Below are 22,883 nucleotides of genomic sequence, written 5' to 3' on the forward strand. Positions count from 1 at the left end.
GGCGCCGCCCGTCCACGGGCGCGGGGCCACCGGTTCGCGCGTCCGGTCTCGTGGCTATCCTGGATCGCAGTGCCCGGCACCCCGGCTCGCGGAAGGAACCATGCCCTACACCCCCGGACGTCGCGTCCTCGTCCTGACCCACACGGGCCGCGAGGACGCCATCAGCGCGGCGCTGCAGGCCACCCGCATGTTCGCGGAGGAGGGCCTGGTCAGCGTCATGCTCGAACAGGACGTGGCCGCCATCCGCGCGGCCGCGGGGGACCCCCCGGAGTTCGCGCCGGAGGCCCTCGGGGTCGACTGCGAGCTCGAGGACATCACCCTCGGCCTCGTCCTCGGCGGCGACGGCTCGGTGCTGCGGGCGGCCGACTTCGTCCGCGGCCACAACGTGCCGCTGCTGGCGGTGAACCTGGGCCACGTCGGCTTCCTCGCCGAGTCCGAGCGCACCGACCTGCACCGCACCGTCCAGGCGATCGCCTCGGAGTCCTACGTGGTGATCGAGCGCATGGCCCTGGACGTCGTCGTGCACGTGGAGGGCCGCGAGGTGGCCCGCACGTGGGCCCTCAACGAGGCCTCCGTGGAGAAGTCCCACCGGGAGCGGATGCTCGAGGTGGTCGTCTCCGTGGACAACTCGCCGCTGACGGCCTTCGGCTGCGACGGCGTCGTCCTGGCCACCCCCACCGGCTCCACGGCCTACGCCTTCTCCGGCGGGGGCCCCGTGGTGTGGCCCTCGGTGGAGGCCCTGCTGTGCGTGCCCATCAGCGCCCACGCCTTGTTCACCCGCCCCTTCGTGGTGGGTCCGCGCTCCACGATCGGCGTGGACGTGCTCACCCGGACCCGCGAGACCGGTGTGCTGTGGTGTGACGGCCGGCGGACCGTGGAACTGCCGCCGCAGGCCCGGATCGAGGTGTCCCGTTCGGCGGAGCCGGTGCGTCTGGCCCGTCTCAACCCGACGCCCTTCGCGGAGCGGCTCGTGCGCAAGTTCCGGCTGCCCACGGACGGCTGGCGCGGCCCCGTCACCGCCCAGGAGCGGGCGGGCGTGCTCCGTGCGGTGGAGACCGTCGAGCCGCGGCACGCGGGGCCGCGTCCCGACGTCGTCGAACCGGCCACCATGCCGCTGTCGGTGCTCTCGCCCGCGGACATCCAGCGCCACCGCGACCGCGGGTCGCGTCACCCCGGGGAGGACGCATGATCGACCATCTGAGGATCTCGGGGCTCGGGGTGATCGGCGAGGCCACCGTGGACCTGGACCCCGGCTTCACCGTCGTCACCGGTGAGACCGGCGCCGGCAAGACCATGGTGGTCACCGCCCTGGGCCTGCTGCTCGGTGCTCGCGCCGACGCGGGCGCGGTCCGCCGGGGCTCGTCCCGTGCGGTCGTGGACGCCGGCGTGCGCGTGGCCGCGGACCACGCGGCGCTCCGCCTGGCTCAGGATGCCGGCGCGGTCGTGGACGAGGGCGACGACGGCACCCGCGACCTGGTCCTCAGCCGCAGCGTCACGGCATCGGGGGAGGGCACACGCTCCCGCGCCGCGGCCGGCGGCCGTTCCGTGCCCGTGGGCCTGCTCGCCGAGATCGGGGCCACGCTCGTGGCCGTGCACGGGCAGAACGACCAGGTCCGCCTCCAGGGCGCCGACGCCCAGCGGCACGCCCTCGATGCGTTCGGCGGCGCCGAGCTCGCCGCGGCCCTGCGGGCCTACCGCGCCGACCACGCCGCCTGGGCCGCCGCGCGTCGGGAGCGCGAGGAGCTCACCACCCACCGCCAGGAGCGGGCCCGCGAGGCCGAGGCGCTCCAGCGCTCGCTCGAGGAGATCGACCTCGCCGACCCGCAGGAGGGGGAGGACGAGGAGCTGCGGGCTCTCATCCGCCGGCTCGAGGACGTCGAGGAGCTGCGTGCCGCCTCGGGGGAGGCGCACGCCCGGCTGGCCGGCCCCGACGTGGACGCGATGGACGAGACCCCCGGCGCCGTCAGCCTCGTGGAGGGGGCGCGGCAGGCCGTGCTCGCCGCCCCCGGCGACGACCCCGAGCTCGCCGCCGCGGCCGCGCGCCTGGCCGAGGCCGCCGTCGTGCTCACGGACATCGCCGGCGACCTGGCCCGCTACACCGCTGACCTGGACGCCGACGCGGCCTCCGACCTCGACGCGGCCCAGTCGCGGCTGGCCGAGCTCACACGACTGCAGCGGCTCTACGGGCCGGAGCTCGCCGACGTGATCGACTGGGCCCGGACCCAGCGTCCGCGCCTGGACGAGCTGCAGGGCGACTCCGGCCGCCTCGAGGAGCTCGAAGCGGAGGTCGACCGGCTGGACGCCGCGCTGCGCGAGCGTGCCGCGGCCCTGACCGCCCTGCGCACCGCGGCCGCCGAGCGGCTCGAGACCGCGGTGACCGAGGAGCTGCACGCCCTGTTCATGCCGGACGCCTCGTTCCACGTGGGGCTGACGCCGGTCGCCGGGGACGGTCTCGGCCCGTACGGCGCTGAGGACGTCACGCTCGCCCTGCGCCCCCACGCGGGCGTCGAGCCCCGGCCCCTGGGCCGCGGCGCCTCCGGCGGCGAGCTCTCCCGCGTGATGCTCGCCCTCGAGGTGGTCCTGGCGGCCACGGACCCGGTGCCCACCTTCGTGTTCGACGAGGTCGACGCCGGCGTGGGCGGTGAGGCCGCCGTGCGGATCGGGGCACGCCTGGCCCGGCTCGCCCGCCACGTGCAGGTCATCGCCGTGACGCACCTGCCCCAGGTCGCCGCCTACGCGGACCGGCACGTGCGGGTGGAGAAGAACTCGGACCCGACCGCGGGTGTGACCACCTCCGACGTCGTGACCCTGACGGCTGACGAACGGGTCGAGGAGCTCGCCCGCATGCTCGCCGGGCACGGGGACTCCGCGGCGGCCCGCGAGCACGCCCGGGAGCTGCTCGAGTCCTCCGCCCGCGAACGCGGCTGACCCGGTCCGCGGACGCCGCCCCGACATGAAAGGATCGCCCCATGCCTGAGATCCCCGCGTCCGCGGGACGCTCGCCCCTGCGCGACCTGCACGTCCCCCGCCCGGTGAAGAAGTCGAAGACCGTCTACGAGGGCCGAGTGTGGGACATCGCCCGGGAGTCGTTCCGCCTGGACCCGGCGGACAAGTCCCGGGATCCGCTGACCCGGGAGCTGATGGTGCACCCGGGCGCCGTGGCGATCCTCGCGGTCCGCACCAAGCTCACCACCACCGGCCCCCGCGAGCAGGTGGCCCTCGTCCGCCAGTACCGCCACCCCGTGGGCATGGAGCTGTGGGAGATCCCGGCGGGCCTGCGGGACGTGGACGGGGAGGACCTCCACCAGGTCGCCGTCCGTGAGCTGGCCGAGGAGGCCGACCTGCGCGCCCGCGAGTGGCACACCCTCGTCGACTACTACACGACCCCGGGCGGCTCCAGCGAGGCGATCCGCGTGTTCCTGGCCCGTCAGATCGAAGAGATCCCCGACGGCGAGCGGCACACCCGGCAGGACGAGGAGGCGGCCATGCCGCTCGTGTGGGTCGGCCTCGACGAGGTGACCGACGCCGTCCTGGACGGCCGGGTGCACAACCCGTCCACCGTCGTCGCCGTGCTGGCCCTGGGCGCCCACCGGGCCCAGGGCTGGCGACGCCTGCGTCCCGTGGACGCGCCGTTCGTCCCCGACCGCCACGGCCCCGGGGCGGACTGGCCCGCGTGAGCACCGACCCGGCCGCCCGGGGGAGCGGCGAGGCCGAGGCCCGTGGGAGCCGTGGGGGCCGGGGCGCGGAGTCCGCGCTCGCGGCCCCGTTCCGCCGCCACCTGGAGCACCTGGCCGTCGAGCGGGGCCTCGCCGCGAACACGCTGGCCGCCTACCGCCGCGACCTCGAGCGCTACCGCCGCTGGCTCGAAGCCCACGGGGTGCGCGCCCCCGCCGACGTCGACCCCGGCCACGTCTCCGGCTTCCTGCGGGCGCTGGGCACCGGCGAGGACGGCGGGCGGCCCCTCGCGGTCCGCTCGGCGGCCCGCGTGCTCGCGGCCGTGCGCGGCCTGCACCGGTTCTGGGCCCTCGAGGGACTCACGCCCGCCGACCCCGCCCGCGACGTCCACCCGCCGAAGCCGGGCGACCGCCTGCCGAAGGCGCTCCCCGTGGAGCAGGTGGCGGCGCTGCTGGAGGCCGTGCCCGTCGACACCCCCGCCGGACTGCGGGACCGCGCGCTGCTCGAGTTCCTCTACGGCACCGGCGCCCGCATCTCCGAGGTGGTCGGCCTCGACGTCGACGACGTGGTGGGGCTCGCGCAGACCGGGGACGACGGCGGCCAGCCCGTGGTCCGCCTGTTCGGCAAGGGGTCCAAGGAGCGCGTGGTGCCGATCGGCTCCTACGCGGCCGCCGCGCTCGACGCATGGCTGGTGCGGGGACGGCCCACGATCATGACGGGAGTCACACGCTCCACGCCCGCCCTGTTCGTCAACGCCCGCGGGGGCCGGCTCTCCCGGCAGTCCGCATGGGCCGTGCTGAAGCGGGCGGCCGAGCGCGCCGGCCTCGAGGCGGACGTCTCGCCCCACACCCTGCGCCACTGCTTCGCCACGCACCTGCTGGCCGGCGGCGCGGACGTCCGCGTGGTCCAGGAGCTGCTCGGGCACGCGTCCGTGACCACCACGCAGGTGTACACCCTCGTCACCGTGGACTCCCTGCGCGAGGTCTACGCCGCCGCGCATCCGCGCGCGCGCTGAGCCCCGCACCTGATACGCTCGAGATCCGTGGTGAAACGAACTTCTCGTACTCAGACGTCCACGCGCGTCACCCGTCACGTGTTCGTGACCGGCGGTGTCGCCTCCTCCCTCGGCAAGGGGCTCACGGCCTCCTCGCTCGGCCACCTGCTCAAGGCGCGCGGGCTCAGGGTGGTGATGCAGAAGCTCGACCCCTACCTCAACGTGGACCCGGGCACCATGAACCCGTTCCAGCACGGCGAGGTGTTCGTTACCGAGGACGGCGCCGAGACGGACCTGGACATCGGCCACTACGAGCGCTTCCTCGACGAGGACCTCGACGGCCTGGACAACGTGACCACCGGCCAGGTGTACTCCACCGTGATCGCCCGCGAGCGCCGCGGCGAGTACCTCGGGGACACCGTCCAGGTCATCCCTCACATCACCGACGAGATCTGCCGCCGGATGCGCCTGCCCGCGGAGCCCCGCGGCGACCGCCCCGCCCCGGACGTGATCATCACGGAGATCGGCGGCACCGTCGGCGACATCGAGTCGCAGCCCTTCCTCGAGGCCGCCCGCCAGGTCCGCCAGGACGTCGGCCGCGACGACGTCTTCTTCCTGCACGTCTCCCTCGTGCCGTACATCGGCCCCTCGCAGGAGCTCAAGACCAAGCCCACCCAGCACTCCGTGGCCGCCCTGCGCTCGATCGGCATCCAGCCGGACGCGATCGTGCTGCGCTCGGACCGGGCCGTCCCCGACGACGTCCGCGGCAAGATTGCCCGCATGTGCGACGTCCCGCAGGACGCCGTCGTCAACTGCGCCGACGCTCCCTCCATCTACGACATCCCCCGCGTCATCCACGACCAGGGCCTCGACGCCCATGTGGTGCAGTCCCTGGACCTGAAGTTCAAGGACGTGGACTGGACCGCCTGGGACGCGCTCATGGACGCCGTGCACCACCCGGAGCATGAGCTCACCGTGGGGCTCGTGGGCAAGTACGTGGACCTGCCGGACGCCTACCTGTCCGTCACCGAGGCGCTGCGCGCCGGTGGCTTCGCCCACCGGGCCAAGGTGGGCATCCGCTGGGTGGCCGCGGACGAGTGCGCCACCCCTGAGGGCGCGGCGGCGGCGCTCGCGGACGTCGACGCCGTGTGTGTGCCCGGCGGCTTCGGCGTGCGCGGGCTCGAGGGCAAGCTCGGCGCGCTGCGGCACGCCCGCGAGCAGCGGATCCCGACGCTGGGTCTGTGCCTGGGCCTGCAGTCCATGGTCATCGAGTACGCCCGCAACGTCCTCGGCCTGGAGGACGCGGACTCCACCGAGTTCGACCCGGAGACCGCCTCGCCCGTGATCGCCACCATGGCCGAGCAGGAGCAGATCGTGGCCGGCGAGGGGGACCTCGGCGGCACCATGCGCCTGGGCGCCTTCCCCGCGACCCTGCGCCCGGGCTCCGTGGTGGCCGAGGCGTACGGCACCACCGAGGTGACCGAGCGCCACCGCCACCGCTACGAGGTGAACAACGCCTACCGCGACCGCCTCGAGGAGGCCGGCCTCGCGATCTGCGGCACCTCCCCGGACGGCGCCCTTGTGGAGTTCGTGGAGCTGCCCCGGGACGTGCACCCGTACTACGTGTCCACGCAGGCCCACCCGGAGTTCTCCTCCCGGCCGACCCGCCCGCACCCGCTGTTCGCCGGCCTCGTCGCCGCCGGCCTGGCCCGCCGCGCCGACGCGGCGGCCCGACGCTGAGGGGCTGCCGACCGGCCCGACACAGAGTGGTCACGACACGCCGTCGCCGCACCCGGCACGCGGCGTGTCGTGACCACTCTGCGAGGGCATCGCACGGATGACGACACGACGACGGCGGGCCGCCCCACCCGGGGCGACCCGCCGTCGTCGTGCGCGCGGGGTGCGGGCACCGCACCGCGAGCGAATGGGGCGACTTGCCGGAGGTGATCTGCGTCTACACCTCCGACAAGTCGCCCCGACCGCCGCTCACGAGGCTCAGCCCGCCGGCAGCTCCCGCTGCTCCGGGCCGTCGTAGGCCGAGAGCGGGCGGATCAGCGCGTTCGCGGCGCGCTGCTCCATGATGTGGGCGGTCCAGCCGGTGATGCGCGAGGCGATGAAGATCGGCGTGAACAGCTCGGTGTCGAAGCCCATGAGGTGATACGTCGGGCCGGCGGGGTAGTCGAGGTTCGGCTTGATCTGCTTGGCCTCGTCCATGGCCTGCTGCAGACCGTCGTACAGGCCGAGCAACTCCTCGCGGCCGTAGTGCTCGATCATCCGGTCCAGCGCGGCCTTCATGGTGGGCACGCGGGAGTCGCCGTTCTTGTAGACGCGGTGGCCGAAGCCCATGACCTTCTTCTTCTGGGCCAGGGCGTCCTCCATCCACGCCTTCGCTCGGGCGGCGGCGTCCTCACGGGACTCCTCCTTCCGGATGCCGATCTCGTCGAAGGTGTGCATCACGGCCTCGTTGGCGCCGCCGTGCAGGGGGCCCTTGAGCGCGCCGATCGCACCGGTCACGGCCGAGTGCAGGTCGGAGAGCGTCGAGGTGATCACGCGCGCGGTGAAGGTCGAGGCGTTGAACGAGTGCTCGGCGTACAGCACCATCGAGACGCGGAACGCGTCCACGACCTCCGGGGCGGCCTCCTCGCCGAACGTCATCCAGAGGAAGTTCTGCGAGTAGTCCAGGTTCTCGCGCGGCTCCACCACGTCCTGGCCGCGGCGACGGCGCTGGTCGTAGGCGACGACGGCCGGGAACGCCGCGAACAGCGCCTGGGCCTTCTCCAGCTCGGCCTCGGGGGAGGAGTCCTCCGCCTTCGGGTGGTTCGCGCCGAGCACGGACACGGCGGTGCGGCCGACGTCCATGGGGTGGCAGTCGGTGGGCAGCAGGTCGATGGCCTGCTTCACCTTCGGGTCGAGGGCACGGTGGGCGCGCTCGAAGCGCTCGAACGCGGCCAGCTCCTCGTCCGTGGGCAGCTCGCCCGTCCAGAGCAGCAGCGCGACGGCCTCGAACGGCAGCTGCGCGGCCAGGTCCTGCACGGGATAGCCGCGATACAGCAGGGAGTTCGTCTCCGGGTTGACCTTGGAGATCGCCGTGGTGTCCACGACGACGCCGGCCAGGCCCTTCTTGATCTCGGTCTCGGTCATGGTGTCCCTCCTCGGGGAGTGGGGCCCGCCCGCGCACGAGCGGGCCCGGTGACGGGTCAGAGGTCGGCGTGGTTGGCGCCGATGTCGAGCGTGGGCACGTCGAAGTTGAAGATGCCCGTGTCGAAGGCGTTGTAGCCCTCGTAGTCCACCAGCTCGTAGAGGCGGGCGCGAGTGAGCATCTGCTCCACCTGCGACTGCTGGGTGCCCTCCTCCTTGATGGCGTCGAGCACGCGCTCGGCGGCGCCCATCGCGGAGCGCAGCAGGGTGACCGGGTAGATCACCATCGCGACGCCGGCGTCGGCCAGCTGCCGGCGGGTGAACAGCTCGGACTTGCCGAACTCGGTCATGTTCGCCAGGACCGGGACCCCGAGGGGCTCCAGCTCGCGACACACGGTCTCGAACTCGCCGATGTCCTTCAGGGCCTCCGGGAAGATCGCGTCCGCCCCGGCCTCCACGAGCGCCTTCATGCGGGCGATCGCGGCGTCCAGGCCCTCCACGGCGCGCAGGTCGGTGCGCGCCATGATGAGGAAGTTCGGGTCCCGGCGGGCGTCGACGGCGGCGGCGATGCGCTTGACCGCGGTGTCGAGGTCCACCATGTTCTTGCCGTCGAGGTGGCCACACCGCTTGGGGTTGAACTGGTCCTCGATGTGGCAGCCGGCCAGGCCGGCGTTCTCGAACTCCTGCACCGTGCGGGCCACGTTCATCGGCTCGCCGAAGCCCGTGTCCGCGTCGATGAGGCACGGCAGGTCCGTGAGGCGGGCGATCTGCCCGCCGCGCACGGCCACCTCGGTGAGCGTGGTCAGCCCGACGTCGGGCAGGCCCAGCTCGTTCGCGAGCACGCCGCCGGAGATGTACACACCGGGGAAGCCCTTCTCCTGGATCAGCTTCGCTGACAGCGGTGTGAACGCGCCCGGGAACTGCTGGGCGCCGCCCTGCTTCAGGGTCTGCCGCAGGTCGATCCGCTTCTGTTCGGCCGTCTTCGTCGAGTACAGCATCAGAACAGGCCCTTCGGGGCGGCGACGAGGTCGGCCTCGGACAGGAACGCCGGGTCCGCCAGGATGTTCAGCTGGTCCAGCTCGCCGGGCTGCAGCTCGGCCACGCGCTCGGCGGCGGCCAGGAAGCGGTCCTGCTCCTCCTTCGAGACGATGCCCTCGGCCAGGGTGCGGAACTTCTGGATGTACTGCTCGCGGGCGAACGGCCGGGCGCCGAGCGGGTGGGCGTCGGCCACGGCGATCTCGTCGGTGATGACGGTGCCGTCCTTGAGGGTGATCTCCACCGCTCCGCCGAACGCCTTCTCCGCGAGGTCCAGCGAGTGGTAGCGGCGGGTCCACTCCGGGTCCTCCACGGTGGTCACCCTGTGCCAGAGGGCCACGGTGTCCTCGCGCTGGGCGCGCTCGGGGGCGTAGGAGTCCACGTGGTGCCAGGAGCCGTCCTGCAGGGCCACGGTGAAGATGTAGGGGATCGAGTGGTCGAGGGTCTCGCGTGAGGCCGTCGGATCGTACTTCTGCGGGTCGTTGGCGCCCGAGCCGATCACGTAGTGGGTGTGGTGCGAGGTCTTGATCAGCACCGACTCGACGTTCGCCGGGTCGGTGGCTTCCGGGTGCTCCTTGTGGAGCTTGCGGGCCAGGTCGATCCAGGCCTGGGCCTGGTACTCGGCCGAGTGCTCCTTGGTGTAGGTGTCCAGGATGCCGCGCTTGGGCTCGCCCTGCTCGGGCAGCGGCACCTCGTAGGAGGCGTCCGGGCCGTCCAGCAGCCAGGCGATCACGCCGTCCTCGCCTTCGTAGATCGGGACGGGCGAGGTCTGGCCGCGCATGGCGCGGTCCACGGCCTCGACGGCCATCTTGCCTGCGAACGCCGGGGCGTGGGCCTTCCACGTGGAGATCTCGCCCTTGCGGGACTGGCGGGTGGCGGTGGTGGTGTGCAGGCCCTGGCCGATGGCCTGGAAGATGGTCTCGGTGTCCAGGCCGAGCAGGGTGCCGATGCCGGCGGAGGCGGAGGGGCCGATGTGGGCCACGTGGTCGATCTTGTGGCCGTACAGGTTGATGGACTTCACGAGGTCCACCTGGATCTCGTAGCCGGTGGCGATGCCGCGGATCAGGTCCTTGCCGGAGCGGCCGGCGTGCTGGGCGACGGCGAGGATCGGCGGGATGTTGTCGCCCGGGTGGGAGTACTCGGCGGCCAGGAACGTGTCGTGGTAGTCCAGCTCGCGGACGGCCACGCCGTTGGCCCACGCGGCCCACTCGGGGGAGACCTTCTGCTCCACACCGAACACGGAGGCGCCCGCACCGCCGGTGGAGACCGGGTGGGAGAGGGCCTGGGCGCGGGCGGCGACGATCGGGCCGCGCCGGAGCGAGGCGACGGCCACGGAGGCGTTGTCGATGATCCGGTTGATGATCATCTCCTCGACCTCGGGCAGCACCTCGACGTCGTCGACGGCCACCTCGGCCAGCTTCCAGGCCAGCTGGTCCTTGCGCTCGAGGTTCTCCTCGGAGCGGTGGACGCGTACGTGATGGTTCTTCATGGTCGGTCTCCTTCGGTGGGGGTCAGCAGGGTCGGGGTCTCCTCGGCGCGGCCGCGCCGGGTCAGATGGTGGAAGGCGTGGTGAAGGTGGACCCGCGTGGTCGCCTCCGCGAGGTCCGCGGCGCCCGAGCCGACGGCGTCGGCGATGTCCGCGTGCTCCGCGGCGGAGGCCGCGAGGCGGGCCGGGTCGTCGGCGGCCAGTCGGCGCAGGCGCGCCAGGTGCAGGCGCAGGGTGCGCAGGGTGGAGACGAGGTAGGGGTTCGCGGCGGCCTCGTCCAGCCGGCTGTCCAGCTCGGCCGTCATCGCGTAGTAGTCCGCGGGGTCGGTCCCGCCGCGCAGGGCCGTCTCGGCTTCCTGGAAACGGCCCGCGAGGACCGAGAACCGCTCGGCCGCCTCCGGGGTGGCCCGCTGCGCGGCCCGGCGCGCCAGGAGGGACTCGAGGGCGATGCGCAGGTCGAACAGCTGGTCCGCCTGCTCGAGGGACAGGTCGGCGACGATGATGCCCCGGCCCGGTGCCTGCTCGGCCAGGCCGTCGGCCACCAGGCGGGAGAGCGCCTCGCGCAGAGGGGTGCGCGAGATGCCGAGGCGTTCGGCCTGCTCCACCTCGCCCAGGCCCGCGCCCGGAGGGAGGGACCAGTCGAGGATCTCCGCCCTCAGGGCCTGGTACGCCCGCTCACTCGCTCGCATGCGTCCAGTGTATACACAACAGTCCCGCCGAGGGCAGGGGGCGTGTCCGGTGCGCGCGTCGGACGACGCCGTCGGAGGGGAGTGTCGTCCGGCGTGAGGGGGCCGGGTGCCGCGCCCCTGGCGGGGGACGCCCGTGCGCCGCCATGCCCCACGCGCAGCGCGAGAAATGTATACAGATCTCTTGCCCCGTGTGATCCACAGCACTACCCTGGGCGCATGGCGACCCACGATGCCCCCACCGAAGACCGCCCCTCCGGCGCGTACGCCGACGCCCACGCCCGCTCCCTCCGCGACCCCGAGGGGTTCTGGCTCGACGCGGCGCGCGCCATCGACTGGACCGTCGCGCCCACGCGCGCCCTCGACGACTCCGCCGCGCCCCTGTACCGCTGGTTCCCGGACGGCGAGCTGAACACCGCCTTCAACTGCCTGGACCGGCACGTCGAGGCGGGCCGCGGGGACGCCGTCGCGCTGATCCATGACTCCGCGATGACCGGCGAGGTCACCCGCTACACGTACGCCGAGCTCACGGACGCGGTGGCCCGCCTGGCCGGCGCCCTGGCCGCGCGCGGCGTCGGCAGGGGCGACCGCGTCCTCGTGTACCTGCCGATGATCCCGCAGGCCCACATCGCGATGCTGGCGTGCGCGCGGCTCGGCGCGGTGCACTCCGTGGTCTTCGGCGGCTTCGCCCCGCGCGAGCTCGCCTCCCGCATCGACGACGCCGCCCCCGACGTCGTGCTCACCTGCTCCGGCGGCATCGAGCCCAAGCGCCGGGTCGAATACCTGCCCGCCGTGGCCGAGGCGCTCGAGACCGCCGCGCACCCCGTGCGCACGGTGCTGGTCCACCACCGCGAGGGCTTCGAGACCGCGCTCGCGGACGCCGACGGGCGCGGGGGCGCGAGCTGGGAGGACTGGGGCGAGGCCGTCGCGGCCGCAGAGCCGGCCGACTGCGTCTCGGTGCGGGCCACCGACCCGCTGTACGTGCTGTACACCTCGGGCACCACGGGCAAGCCGAAGGGCGTCGTCCGGGACAACGGGGGCCACGCCGTCGCCCTGCGCTGGACCATGGAGCACATCTACGACGTCGGCCCGGGGCAGGTGATGTGCACGGCCTCGGACGTGGGCTGGGTCGTGGGGCACTCCTACATCGTCTACGGCCCGCTGCTGGCCGGGGCCACCACGGTCATGTACGAGGGCAAGCCCGTGGGCACCCCCGACGCCGGCGCGTTCTGGCGGCTCATCGAGGACCACGGCGTGCGCTCCTTCTTCACGGCCCCCACGGCGCTGCGCGCGATCCGCCGCGCCGACCCCGAGGGCGAGCTGCTCCAGGCCCACGACCTGTCCTCCCTGCGGCACTTCTTCGCCGCGGGCGAGCGCCTGGACCCGGAGACGCAGCGGTGGATCGAGGGCCTGCTGGGCATGCCGGTGATCGACCACTGGTGGCAGACCGAGACCGGCTGGGCCATCGCGGCGAACCCGGTGGGCCTGGAGCAGCTGCCGGTGAAGATCGGGTCGTCCTCGGTGCCCTCGCCGGGCGCCGATCTCGTGGTCCTGGACGGCCTGGGCGAGCCCGTGCCGGCCGGGACCGAGGGCAACATCGCCCTGCGGCTGCCACTGCCCCCGGGCACCCTGCCCACCCTGTGGCGCGACGACCAGCGCTACATCGACTCCTACCTCAGCGCGTTCCCCGGCCATTACGCGACCGGTGACTCCGGCGTCGTGGACGAGGACGGCTACGTGTTCGTGCTCGGCCGCACCGACGACGTCATCAACGTCTCCGGGCACCGGCTGTCCACGGGCGTCCTCGAGGCCGCCCTGGCCTCCCACCCGGCGGTGGCCGAGTGCGCCGTGATCGGCGTCGCGGACCCGCTCAAGGGTCAGCGGCCCTCGGGCTACGTGGTCCTCAAGTCCGGTGTCGAGACGCCCGAGCTCGGCTCCGAGGCCGAGGCCACGCTCCTGGACGAGCTGCGTCAGGCGGTGCGCCGCGAGGTGGGCCCGGTGGCGGACTTCCGCGACGTCGTCGTGGTGGACGCGCTGCCCAAGACCCGCTCGGGCAAGATCCTGCGCAAGACCATGCGGCAGATGGCCGACGGCGAGGAGTACGCGGTGCCCTCGACCATCGAGGACCCCGCCGTGCTCGAGGCCCTGGCCGGGGTGCTGCGCCCGGCCCGCTGAGCCCCGCTCACGTGCGGCCGGCCCAGCGGTACTCCTGTTCGGGCCGGCCGCGGCCGCCGTGCCGGGCCGAACGCCGCACCCGCCGGATCCGCTCGAGGTGTTCGAGGTAGCGCCGGGCCGTCACGCGGGAGATGCCCAGGCGCTCGCCCACCTCGGCCGCGCTCAGGGCGGTCTCCGGGTCTGCCCCCAGCAGGTCCATCACCTCGCGCAGGGTGCCCTCGGTCAGCCCCTTGGGCAGGGCCTCGGCGCGCCGCTCGCGGGAGACGCGGAAGACGGCGTCCACCTGCTCCTGGCCGTCGAGGGCGCCGTCGCCGGCCAGCATGGCCGAGGCGGCACGGAACCCGCCCAGCCGGTCCGCGAACTCGTCGAACCCGAACGGCTTCACGAGGTACTGCGTCACGCCGTACGCGACGGCGCGGCGCACCACCGGCAGGTCGGTGGCCGCGGTGAGCGCCAGCACCCCGCCGTGGAAGCCGGCCGCGCGCAGTTGGTGCAGGAAGTCCAGCCCGTGCCCGTCGGGCAGGTTCATGTCCAGCAGCACGACGTCGAACGGGAAGCGCCCGTCCGCGTGCAGGCCCGCCGCGGCGACCTGCCGCGCGGCCAGCAGGGAACCGGCCACCGCGGCCACCTCGAAGCCCGGCAGCCGGTCCAGGTGCGCCACGTAGGTCTCGGCCGTCAGCTGCTCGTCCTCGACGACGAGCACCCGGTACGGGCGGGCGGTCATGTCTCCTCCTGGAGTCGGGGGTCGCGGGGCACCTCGACGGTGAACACGGTGCCCGAGTCGGTCGCGACGTCCGCGACCCCGCCGGCCTCCTCCGCGATCCGCCGCGTCAGCCACAGCCCCATGCCGCGTCCGGCGGCGCCGACGGGCTTCGTCGACCAGCCCCGGTCGAAGAGTCGGCCGCGGTACGCCTCGGAGGGCCCGGGGCCGCCGTCGGCCACCTGCACGAGCAGGCCCGCGGCGTCCGAGACCACCTCGACGTCGACCCACCGGTCTGCCGCGGACAGGGCCGGTGCGGCGGCGGCGTCGAGGGCGTTGTCCACCAGGTTGCCCAGCACGGTCAGCAGGTCGAGCGGGCGCAGCGGGGCGGGCGCGGTCAGCTCGGCCGACCACGTCAGCGCCACGCCCCGCTCGCGCGCCTGGGCGGCCTTCGCGTCGAGCAGGGCGGCGAGGACGTCGTCGGAGGCCTCCTCGTCCGCGGCGCGGCGGGACAGCACGGCGCGGGCCGCTTCCAGCCGGCCCGACTCGACGAGGGCGAGGGCGGTGTGCAGCTGGTTGGCCTGCTCATGCGTCTGCGCGCGCAGCGCCGTGGTCAGGGTGTGGGCCACGGTGAGCTCGTCGCCGAGCCGCTGCAGGTCGGTGCGGTCGTGCAGGACGAGCACGCGCGATCCTGAAGGGGCGGTGGTCACGCCCTCGCGGGCGGCCGCGGCGAGGGCCGTCGGCGGGACCGACCCGCCGGGGTCGGAACGGCCGGGCGCCCTCACGACCCGCTGCTGCACCACGAGGACCCGCCCGCCGACGGCGAGGCTCACCTCGCCGCTGACCGCGCCCGGCAGGGCTGCGGAGAGCTCGGTGGGCGGCCGAGGCTCGCCCGCGCCCTCCCAGCCGAGCAGGCGCGCGGCCGCGTCGTTGTGCAGGCGGACCCGGCCGTCCGGGGCGAGGACGACGACGCCGGCCTCGAGCGAGGCCATGGCCGTCTCCGCCAGCAGGAACTGCTCGGCGATCTGCTCGGGGCCGCGCCCGAGCGTCACGCGGTTCAGATACCGGCCCACGAGCCAGGCGACGAGCAGGCCGACGGCGGCCACGGCGGCCGAGCCCAGCAGGATGCCGGGGATCTGCGCTTCGGCCATGATGGTGACGTCGGAGATCTGCACGCCCATCGTGACCACGCCCAGGACGGTGCCGTCCTCCGGGTCCACGACCGGCGCGAGCGCGCGCACCGAACGGCCCGCGGCACCGGTGCTCGAGAGCTCCACGACGGCGTCCCCGGCGACGACGGCGTCCACCGGCCTCGGGTAGCGGACGCCGACCTGCTCGGGGCGCCAGCTCGCCAACCGCATCCCGTCCGGATCCATCACGGTCAGCCACGAGACCTGCGCCTCGGCGATCCAGCCGTCGATCCCGGCCTGCAGGGCGGGGGCGTCGCCGACCCGCAGGGCCGAGACGAGCGCGGGGTCGCGCGCCACCAGGGTGGTGACGCCCTGGACGTGGCGCTCCTCGACGCGCAGGGCCACCTCGCGGGCCTGGAGGTAGGCGCTCCACACGCTGAACAGGGCGATGGCCGCCACGAGCGCCACGTGGACCACGGCGATCCGCCGGGCGATCGACCACGGGTGGCGCATGCCTCTCCTCCCTCGGGCCGGCGACGCGCCGGTCCACCCCCACGATCCTGCAGCCCGAGGGCCGCCGTGACCACTATGACCGCAATCGTGACCGACACCACCCCGGCCCGCGAGAGTGGACACAACCCTCCCGCGCCGCTGCGGACCGTTCTGCGGCGCGCCACCACCGCACAGAACGGAACGCCCGATGGCGCACACCCCACCGGCCGAGACCTCGGCCCCGCCGGCCCCGGCGACGAAGAAGGACCGCACCCACTGGCTGTACATCGCCGTGATCGCCTCGGTGGTGCTGGGCGCCGCCGTCGGCCTGCTCTTCCCCGAGTTCGGCAAGTCCCTCAAGCCCCTGGGCGACGGCTTCGTCTCCCTCATCAAGATGATGATCGGCCCGGTCATCTTCTGCACGATCGCCCTCGGCGTCGGCTCGATCGCCAAGGCCGCGACCGTCGGCCGCGTGGGTGGCATCGCCCTGGTCTACTTCATGGCGATGTCCACGTTCGCGCTGGCCGTCGGCCTCGTCGTCGGCAACCTCATCCATCCCGGTGAGGGCCTCAAGCTGACGCCCTACGACCCGAACAAGCCCCAGGCCGCGGTGGACGGCACCGTCCAGTTCCTGCTGGACATCATCCCCGGCTCCCTGCCGGTGCTGCCCACCCTGTTCATCGCCCTGCTCGTGGGCTTCGCCCTGCAGCAGATGGGCCCGGCCGGCGCCCCGCTGCTGCGTGGTCTCACGCTGATCCAGGGCGTCGTGTTCCGCATCCTCATGATGGTGATGTGGGTCGCCCCGATCGGCGCCTTCGGTGCGATCGCCGCCGTCGTCGGCTCCACGGGCTGGTCCGCGATCGGCGCCATGGCGCTGCTCATGGGCGCCTTCTACCTGACCTGCATCGCCTTCATCGTGGTGGTGCTCGGCACCATCCTGAAGGTCGTGACCGGCCTGAGCATCCTGTCCCTCATGAAGTACCTGGGCCGGGAGTACCTGCTCATCTTCGCCACCAGCTCCTCCGAGACCGCCCTGCCCCGTCTGATCGCCAAGATGGAGCACGCCGGCGTGGACAAGTCCGTCGTGGGCGTGACCGTGCCCACCGGCTACTCCTTCAACCTGGACGGCACCGCCATCTACCTGACCATGGCCGCGCTCTTCGTCTCCAACGCGATGGGCGCGGAGATGAACCTCGGCGAGCAGATCGGCCTGCTGGTCTTCATGATCATCGCCTCGAAGGGCGCGGCCGGCGTCACCGGCGCGGGCATGGCCACGCTCGCCGCCGGCCTGCAGGCGCACCGACCCGAGCTGCTCGGAGGCATGGGCGTGATCGTGGGCATCGACAAGTTCATGTCCGAGGCCCGCGCCCTGACCAACTTCACCGGCAACGCCGTGGCCACGCTCCTCGTCGGCCGCTGGGTGGGCGAACTCGACGGCGAGCGCGCCCGGCGCGTCCTGAGCGGCGAGCTGAAGTTCGACGAGGCGACCGTGGTCGGCCACGACGGCGCCACGCATGACCCGCAGCAGTCCCCGACGGTCGCCGAGCAGGCCTACGAGGGTCACCCCGACTCCAGCCTGAACTTCACCATGGCGGCCGACGGCGACCGGAACCCCGCCCGCTGACGGAGACGGCGGGCCCGCGCGGCACGCCGCATCGTCGACCACCGGCGACGCCGGGGAGGAGCCTGGACACCGGCCCATCCCCGGCGTCGCCGTCGTCCCGGGAACGCCAGGCACTAGGGTGGGGGAAGATCCGGACACGCCGACGACGGCGGCCGCGGCGCGCCGCGGCCCGCGGCCGGGCGTGCAGACCACCGTGGAAGGAGCCGGCGCCGCCGTGACCTCGAGAGAACCGATCCCCGTGATGACCATCCACGGCGAGCCCGTGCTCGGGCCCACCGGCCGGCCCAAGCACGACTTCCCCGAGCCCGCGCCCCTGACCTCGCACGGCCCGGCGCGGATCATCTCGATGGTGAACCAGAAGGGCGGCGTCGGGAAGACGACCTCCACCATCAACCTGGGCGCCGCGCTCGCGGGCTACGGCCGCAGGGTGCTCATGGTGGACTTCGACCCGCAGGGCGCCCTCTCGGCCGGCCTGGGCGCGAACCCGCACGAGCTCGACACCACGGTGTACAACGTGCTCATGGAGCGCTCGGTGACCGCGAAGGACGCGATCCTGTCCACGGACTTCGAGAACATGGACCTGCTGCCGGCCAACATCGACCTGTCCGCGGCCGAGGTGCAGCTCGTCAACGAGGTGGCCCGCGAGCAGGTCCTCGAGCGCGCGCTGCGCCAGGTCCGCGACGACTACGACGTGGTCCTCATCGACTGCCAGCCCTCGCTGGGCCTGCTGACCGTCAACGCGCTGACCGCCTCGCACGGCGTGATCATCCCGCTGACCGCCGAGTTCTTCGCGCTGCGCGCGGTCGCCCTGCTCGTCGAGACGATCGAGAAGGTGCAGGACCGGCTCAACCCGGACCTGGAGATCGACGGCGTGCTGGCCACGATGTTCGACCAGCGGACCCTGCACTCCAAGGAGGTCGTGGGCTCGCTGGTGGCCGGCTTCGGGGACCGCGTGTTCGAGACCGTCATCAAGCGGTCCATCAAGTTCGCCGACGCCACGGTGGCAGCCACGCCCATCACCCTGTTCGCCGAGAACCACGACGGCGCCAAGGCCTACCGGCAGCTCGCCCGCGAGCTGATCTGCCGCGGCGGCGCGCCGTGACCGTCCGCTGAGTGCCGACGACGCCGGCCCGGTCCCGTCGCGGGACCGGGCCGGTTCTCTGCGCGCTCGCGGCCGGGGGAGCGGTGGTCGGGAGACGCGACGCCGCCGATCTGCGAGAATGGAGCCGGGCGTGTCCGTCTCCGGGCCGTCCCTCACCCCCTGACCCGTCCGCCGCCGGCCCGACCGGCGCCGTTGACGCGCACCCGAAAGGACGCCCTCCGCATGAACTCCCGCAAGCCGCGAGGCTCCGGACGCACCCCCGCCGTCGGTCGACGGGGCGGCCCGTTCCAGGAGCGCGACTACCAGCGACAGATCGGTGCCCGCCGAGGCGCCGCCGGCCCCCGCGAGGAGGCCCCCTTCGACGAGGACGCCGTGCCGCGCACCCGCGGTCGCCGCGGCCGCGGCGCCGGCGCCGCCCGGGCCAAGGCCGCCCACCTCGACCGCATCCACGACGAGTCGGGCGAGCGCCTGCAGAAGGTGCTGGCCGCGGCGGGTGTGGCGTCCCGGCGCGTGAGCGAGGACCTCATCGCCGAGGGCCGCGTGGAGGTGGACGGCGTCGTCGTCACCGAGCCCGGCGTGCGCGTGGACCCGGCCACGGCCGTGATCCGGGTGGACGGCATCTCCGTGCAGACGGACGTGACCAAGCAGTACTTCGTCTTCAACAAGCCCCGCGGCGTGATCTCCACGATGGTGGACCCGGAGGGCCGGCCCTCGATCGCCACCTACCTCAAGCCCGGGCAGGAGCACCTGTTCCACGTGGGCCGTCTGGACAACGAGACCGAGGGCCTGCTCATCCTCACCAACGACGGCGAGCTGGCCAACCGCCTCACCCACCCCAGCTACGAGGTCCCCAAGACCTACGTGGTGCAGACCCGCGGCCCGCTGGCCAAGGGCGTCTCGAACCGGCTGCGCGAGGGCGTGGAACTGGAGGACGGCGTGGCGCAGGTCGACTCGTTCAAGCTCGTCGACTCGACGCCGGGCCACGTGCTCGTCGAGGTCGTGCTGCACTCGGGCAAGAACCGCATCGTGCGTCGCATGTTCCAGGAGATCGGCCACCCGGTCGAGCGGCTCGTCCGCGTCAAGGTGGGCCCCATCCTGCTGGGCGACCAGAAGCAGGGCACCGTCCGCGCACTCAACGCGCAGGAGCTGGGCCACCTCAAGGCCCTGGTCGGCCTGTGAGCGCGCCCGCCGAGTCCGCCGCCAAGCTCGGTGACGGCCCGGCCGGGATCCCGCAGCCCGTGCTCGTCCGGGGGACCGGTCTGCTGGGCGCCTCGATCGGCATCGGGCTGAGCGCGGCCGGTGTGGACGTGCGCCTGCACGACCCCTCGCCCGCCGCCCTGGCCGTGGCCGCGGACATCCGCGCCGGACGCCCCGCCCGCCTGGACGCCGAGGGCGACGACCTCGACGTCGCCCCGGGACTCGTCGTCGTGGCCGCGCCGCCGGACGTGACCGCCGACGTCGTGGTCGACTCGCTGCGCCGCTGGCCCGCGGCCGTGGTGGTGGACATCGCCTCGGTGAAGGAGGCGGTCGCCGCGGGCGTGCGCGCTGCCGTCGACGACGGCCGCCTGGCCCCGCAGGACGCCGACCGGTACCTCGGGACGCACCCGATGGCCGGCTCCGAGCGGTCCGGTCCCGTGGCGGCCCGCGGCACCCTGTTCACGCAGGCGCCGTGGGTGCTGTGCCCGACGGACACGACGCACCCGGGCGCCCTCGCGGCCGGTCGGGCGCTCGCGCGGACGCTGCAGGCCACCCCGTACCGGATGGCGGCCCGCGCCCACGACGAATCGGTCGCGCTGATCTCGCACCTGCCGCAGATCGCCGCCTCGCTCGTGGCCTCCCGCCTGCAGGACACCCCGGACCAGGCGCTCGCCCTGGCCGGCAACGGGCTGCGGGACACCACCCGGATCGCAGCGTCGGACCCGCAGCTGTGGGTGCAGATCCTCTCCGGCAACGCCGGGCGGATCGTGCCGGCGCTGCACGGGCTGCGGGCGGACCTGGACCGGCTGATCCGCACCCTGGAGGACCCCTCCGCCCCCGGGGCGCGGCTGGACATGGCGCAGCTGATCGCCGAGGGCAACGCCGGTCGGGCACGGGTGCCCGGCAAGCACGGGGCGCCGCCGCAGGCGTTCGCGGTGGTCACGGTGATCGTGGACGACGCCCCCGGGCAGATCGCGGCCCTCCTCGACGAGGTCGGCCGCACGGACGTGAACGTGGAGGACCTGCGGCTCGAGCACGCCTCGGGCCACCGGGTCGGCATGGTGGAGATCTCCGTGCTGCCCGGCCGCAGGGACGAACTCGTGGCGGCGCTGACCGCCGCCGGATGGAAGGTGGTCTGAGATGACCGAGCACACCCGCGACGACGTCGCACCCGCGCCGCTCGTGGTGGCGGTGGACGGCCCCTCGGGCTCGGGCAAGTCGTCCGTGTCCAAGGCCGTGGCCCGGCGTCTCGGCGCCGCGTACCTGGACACCGGCGCCATGTACCGCGCCGTGGCGTGGCACTGCCTGCACGAGGGCGTCGACCTGGCCGATGCGGAGGCGGTGGCGGCGGCCGCCGTCGCCATGGACCTGGACCAGTCCACCGACCCGGACGTCGAGGCCGTGCGGGTCGGCGGCACGGACGTCACCGAGGCGATCCGCGGCCCCGAGGTCACGGACACGGTCTCCACCGTCGCCGTGGTCATCCCGGTGCGTGAGGAGCTGCACCGTCGCCAGCGGGCGGCGATCGCCGCTGCGGGCCGGATGGTCGCCGAGGGCCGTGACATCACCACGGTGGTGGCCCCGGATGCCCACGCGCGCGTGCTGCTCACAGCCTCCGAGGCCGTGCGCACCGCCCGCCGCTCGGGCCAGCTGGCCGCGGCGGGGGAGACCGGCGTCGACGCCGGCACGCTGCACCGCCAGGTGGCCGGGCGCGACGCCCGCGACGCCACCGTGTCCACGTTCGACCGCCCCGCCGACGGGGTGGCGCTCGTGGACTCCACCGAGCTCGACTTCGAGCAGACCGTGGCGGCCGTCCTGGCCGCCGTCGAGGACCAGGCCGGCATCCCGGCCGTGAAGGGAGGCCGACGATGACCGAGAACCCCCAGCACCGCTCCGGTGAGGACGAGTTCGTCCCCGCCGGCGACGACCAGGTGGCCGAGCGGCTCGCCGCCATGACCGAGGAGGAGGCCGAGGCGCGTGCCGCATCGTTGCGCGCCGGCCTGGCCGACTACGAGCTCGAGGAGGACGACGCCGCCCTCCTCGACGCGTGGCAGCTCGGGCCCGACGAGGACGTCGACGCGCCCGTGCCGCCCGTGCTGGCCATCGTGGGCCGGCCGAACGTCGGCAAGTCCACGCTCGTCAACCGCATCATCGGCCGCCGTGAGGCCGTCGTGGAGGACGTGCCCGGCGTGACGCGCGACCGCGTCTCCTACGACGCCGAGTGGAACGGCCGCGAGTTCACCGTGGTGGACACCGGCGGCTGGGAGCACGACGCTAAGGGCATCCACCGCCGCGTGGCCGAGCAGGCCGAGCTGGCCGTGGACGTGGCGGACGCCGTCGTGTTCGTGGTGGACGCCACCGTCGGCATGACGGCCACGGACGAGGCCGTGGTCTCGATGCTGCGCCGCAAGGACCGCCCGGTGATCGTGGCCGCCAACAAGGTGGACGACATGGTCCAGGAGGCCGACGCCGCCACCCTGTGGTCGCTCGGCTTCGGCTACCCGTACCCGGTGTCCGCGGTGCACGGCCGCGGCGTCGCGGACCTGTTGGACGCCGCCCTCGAGGCGCTGCCGGAGGAGTCCGCCCACGGCGGTCTCGTGCCGCGCGGCGGCCCGCGCCGGATCGCCCTCGTGGGCCGGCCGAACGTGGGCAAGTCCTCGCTGCTGAACAAGCTGGCCGGCTCGGACCGCGTGGTGGTGGACGACCTGGCCGGCACCACGCGCGACCCCGTGGACGAGCTCGTGGAGCTCGGCGGACGCCTGTGGCGCTTCGTGGACACCGCCGGCATCCGTCGACGGCAGCACATGGCCCACGGCGCCGACTACTACGCGTCGCTGCGCACGGCCTCCGCCCTGGACCGCGCCGAGGTGGCCGTGGTGCTGCTCGAGGCGCCGCAGGTGATCTCGGAGCAGGACGTGCGCATCCTCCAGATGGTGCTGGACTCCGGGCGTGCGCTCGTGATCGCGTTCAACAAGTGGGACCAGGTGGATGAGGACCGCCGGCTCCAGCTGGCCAAGGAGATCGAGCGGGACCTGGCGCACGTCGCCTGGGCGCCGCGCGTGAACATCTCCGCGAAGACCGGCTGGCACAAGGACCGTCTCGTCCCCGCGCTGGACCTCGCCCTGGACTCGTGGGACACCCGTATCCCCACGGGCAAGCTCAACGCGTTCCTCGGCGAGCTCGTGGCGGCCCACCCGCACCCGCTGCGTGGCGGCAAGCAGCCCCGCATCCTGTTCGCGACCCAGGTCTCGAGCCGGCCGCCCAAGTTCGTGCTGTTCACCACCGGGTTCCTGGACCCCGGGTACCGCCGGTTCATCGTGCGCCGCCTGCGCGAGACCTTCGGGTTCGAGGGCACGCCCCTCGAGATCGGGATGCGCGTGCGCGAGAAGCGCGGTCGCCGCCGCTGATCCGGCCCCGCCCCGACGACGTCCCTCGGCCTCCCGCGCCGG

At 73.7% G+C, this 22,883-nt stretch carries 18 protein-coding genes; 12 read left to right on the forward strand and 6 right to left on the reverse strand.

Annotated features, from left to right (window positions below):
* Window positions 1–100: 100 nt before the first annotated feature.
* The 5 genes from AC0VX4_RS04025 to AC0VX4_RS04045 are packed head-to-tail and all read left to right on the forward strand — an operon-like array spanning window position 101 to window position 6,409.
* Window positions 101–1,189, forward strand: coding sequence for an NAD kinase (locus tag AC0VX4_RS04025; RefSeq protein ID WP_475464619.1), 1,089 nt, complete (start codon window positions 101–103; stop codon window positions 1,187–1,189).
* Window positions 1,186–2,928, forward strand: coding sequence for a DNA repair protein RecN (gene recN, locus AC0VX4_RS04030; protein WP_475464620.1), 1,743 nt, complete (start codon window positions 1,186–1,188; stop codon window positions 2,926–2,928). The genes AC0VX4_RS04025 and recN overlap by 4 nt, the downstream gene beginning before the upstream one ends.
* Before the next feature lie 41 nt (window positions 2,929–2,969).
* Window positions 2,970–3,677, forward strand: a complete 708-nt coding sequence (locus tag AC0VX4_RS04035; protein ID WP_041102685.1) for an NUDIX domain-containing protein — start codon at window positions 2,970–2,972, stop codon at window positions 3,675–3,677.
* Window positions 3,674–4,690, forward strand: coding sequence for a site-specific tyrosine recombinase XerD (xerD, locus tag AC0VX4_RS04040; RefSeq protein WP_475464621.1), 1,017 nt, complete (start codon window positions 3,674–3,676; stop codon window positions 4,688–4,690). The genes AC0VX4_RS04035 and xerD overlap by 4 nt, the downstream gene beginning before the upstream one ends.
* Before the next feature lie 9 nt (window positions 4,691–4,699).
* Window positions 4,700–6,409 (forward strand): CTP synthase, encoded by a 1,710-nt coding sequence (locus tag AC0VX4_RS04045; protein WP_406906610.1) that lies wholly within the window; start codon window positions 4,700–4,702, stop codon window positions 6,407–6,409.
* 255 nt (window positions 6,410–6,664) lie between these two features.
* Here AC0VX4_RS04045 and AC0VX4_RS04050 read toward each other — a convergent pair whose 3' ends face one another.
* From AC0VX4_RS04050 to AC0VX4_RS04065, 4 genes are read right to left on the reverse strand one after another with little or no spacing between them, the layout of a single operon-like run.
* A complete protein-coding gene (locus AC0VX4_RS04050; protein WP_002857407.1) occupies window positions 6,665–7,810 on the reverse strand; it encodes a bifunctional 2-methylcitrate synthase/citrate synthase in 1,146 nt (381 codons plus the stop codon).
* A gap of 56 nt (window positions 7,811–7,866) precedes the next feature.
* The gene (prpB, locus tag AC0VX4_RS04055) at window positions 7,867–8,805 is read right to left on the reverse strand and encodes a methylisocitrate lyase (RefSeq protein ID WP_144823904.1); all 939 of its coding nucleotides are present in this window, start codon (window positions 8,803–8,805) and stop codon (window positions 7,867–7,869) included.
* Complete coding sequence (locus tag AC0VX4_RS04060; protein WP_002857411.1) at window positions 8,805–10,331, reverse strand: MmgE/PrpD family protein; 1,527 nt, start codon at window positions 10,329–10,331, stop codon at window positions 8,805–8,807. Before AC0VX4_RS04060 ends, prpB begins: the two co-directional genes overlap by 1 nt.
* Complete coding sequence (locus tag AC0VX4_RS04065) at window positions 10,328–11,017, reverse strand: GntR family transcriptional regulator (protein ID WP_144823905.1); 690 nt, start codon at window positions 11,015–11,017, stop codon at window positions 10,328–10,330. Before AC0VX4_RS04065 ends, AC0VX4_RS04060 begins: the two co-directional genes overlap by 4 nt.
* Window positions 11,018–11,233: 216 nt before the next feature.
* Between AC0VX4_RS04065 and AC0VX4_RS04070 the strand changes: the two genes are divergently transcribed.
* A complete protein-coding gene (locus tag AC0VX4_RS04070; RefSeq protein ID WP_475464622.1) occupies window positions 11,234–13,189 on the forward strand; it encodes an AMP-binding protein in 1,956 nt (651 codons plus the stop codon).
* A gap of 7 nt (window positions 13,190–13,196) precedes the next feature.
* Here the strand turns inward: AC0VX4_RS04070 and AC0VX4_RS04075 are convergent, their stop codons facing one another.
* Complete coding sequence (locus AC0VX4_RS04075) at window positions 13,197–13,913, reverse strand: response regulator (protein WP_065573199.1); 717 nt, start codon at window positions 13,911–13,913, stop codon at window positions 13,197–13,199.
* A complete protein-coding gene (locus AC0VX4_RS04080; protein ID WP_145031512.1) occupies window positions 13,910–15,532 on the reverse strand; it encodes a sensor histidine kinase in 1,623 nt (540 codons plus the stop codon). Before AC0VX4_RS04080 ends, AC0VX4_RS04075 begins: the two co-directional genes overlap by 4 nt.
* Before the next feature lie 187 nt (window positions 15,533–15,719).
* Here AC0VX4_RS04080 and AC0VX4_RS04085 point away from each other — a divergent pair, with 187 nt between their 5' ends.
* From AC0VX4_RS04085 to der, 6 genes are all read left to right on the forward strand, one after another.
* Complete coding sequence (locus AC0VX4_RS04085) at window positions 15,720–17,135, forward strand: cation:dicarboxylate symporter family transporter (protein ID WP_145031514.1); 1,416 nt, start codon at window positions 15,720–15,722, stop codon at window positions 17,133–17,135.
* A 241-nt stretch (window positions 17,136–17,376) separates the two neighbouring features.
* On the forward strand, window positions 17,377–18,237 hold the full coding sequence (locus tag AC0VX4_RS04090) for a ParA family protein (RefSeq protein WP_036315755.1): 861 nt from the start codon (window positions 17,377–17,379) through the stop codon (window positions 18,235–18,237).
* 222 nt (window positions 18,238–18,459) lie between these two features.
* Entirely contained in the window at window positions 18,460–19,416 is a 957-nt protein-coding gene (locus AC0VX4_RS04095) for a pseudouridine synthase (RefSeq protein ID WP_002857422.1), read from the forward strand.
* Complete coding sequence (locus AC0VX4_RS04100) at window positions 19,413–20,573, forward strand: prephenate dehydrogenase (protein WP_020628100.1); 1,161 nt, start codon at window positions 19,413–19,415, stop codon at window positions 20,571–20,573. Before AC0VX4_RS04095 ends, AC0VX4_RS04100 begins: the two co-directional genes overlap by 4 nt.
* Before the next feature lies 1 nt (window position 20,574).
* Complete coding sequence (gene cmk, locus AC0VX4_RS04105) at window positions 20,575–21,306, forward strand: (d)CMP kinase (protein ID WP_002857424.1); 732 nt, start codon at window positions 20,575–20,577, stop codon at window positions 21,304–21,306.
* A complete protein-coding gene (gene der, locus AC0VX4_RS04110; RefSeq protein WP_095347576.1) occupies window positions 21,303–22,841 on the forward strand; it encodes a ribosome biogenesis GTPase Der in 1,539 nt (512 codons plus the stop codon). The genes cmk and der overlap by 4 nt, the downstream gene beginning before the upstream one ends.
* Window positions 22,842–22,883: the final 42 nt, after the last annotated feature.

Source organism: Micrococcus sp. 63XJN7_8_ISO-PGPR-S23-253 (assembly GCF_056173425.1).

Coding starts and splice junctions, on each gene's coding strand:
- der (WP_095347576.1), top strand. CDS start 21,303: ATGACCGAGAACCCCCAGCACCGCTCCGGTGAGGACGAGTTCGTCCCC.
- AC0VX4_RS04080 (WP_145031512.1), bottom strand. CDS start 15,532: ATGCGCCACCCGTGGTCGATCGCCCGGCGGATCGCCGTGGTCCACGTG.
- AC0VX4_RS04070 (WP_475464622.1), top strand. CDS start 11,234: ATGGCGACCCACGATGCCCCCACCGAAGACCGCCCCTCCGGCGCGTAC.
- AC0VX4_RS04065 (WP_144823905.1), bottom strand. CDS start 11,017: ATGCGAGCGAGTGAGCGGGCGTACCAGGCCCTGAGGGCGGAGATCCTC.
- AC0VX4_RS04075 (WP_065573199.1), bottom strand. CDS start 13,913: ATGACCGCCCGCCCGTACCGGGTGCTCGTCGTCGAGGACGAGCAGCTG.
- AC0VX4_RS04035 (WP_041102685.1), top strand. CDS start 2,970: ATGCCTGAGATCCCCGCGTCCGCGGGACGCTCGCCCCTGCGCGACCTG.
- AC0VX4_RS04025 (WP_475464619.1), top strand. CDS start 101: ATGCCCTACACCCCCGGACGTCGCGTCCTCGTCCTGACCCACACGGGC.
- recN (WP_475464620.1), top strand. CDS start 1,186: ATGATCGACCATCTGAGGATCTCGGGGCTCGGGGTGATCGGCGAGGCC.
- AC0VX4_RS04095 (WP_002857422.1), top strand. CDS start 18,460: ATGAACTCCCGCAAGCCGCGAGGCTCCGGACGCACCCCCGCCGTCGGT.
- cmk (WP_002857424.1), top strand. CDS start 20,575: ATGACCGAGCACACCCGCGACGACGTCGCACCCGCGCCGCTCGTGGTG.
- AC0VX4_RS04060 (WP_002857411.1), bottom strand. CDS start 10,331: ATGAAGAACCATCACGTACGCGTCCACCGCTCCGAGGAGAACCTCGAG.
- AC0VX4_RS04050 (WP_002857407.1), bottom strand. CDS start 7,810: ATGACCGAGACCGAGATCAAGAAGGGCCTGGCCGGCGTCGTCGTGGAC.
- prpB (WP_144823904.1), bottom strand. CDS start 8,805: ATGCTGTACTCGACGAAGACGGCCGAACAGAAGCGGATCGACCTGCGG.
- AC0VX4_RS04090 (WP_036315755.1), top strand. CDS start 17,377: ATGACCATCCACGGCGAGCCCGTGCTCGGGCCCACCGGCCGGCCCAAG.
- AC0VX4_RS04085 (WP_145031514.1), top strand. CDS start 15,720: ATGGCGCACACCCCACCGGCCGAGACCTCGGCCCCGCCGGCCCCGGCG.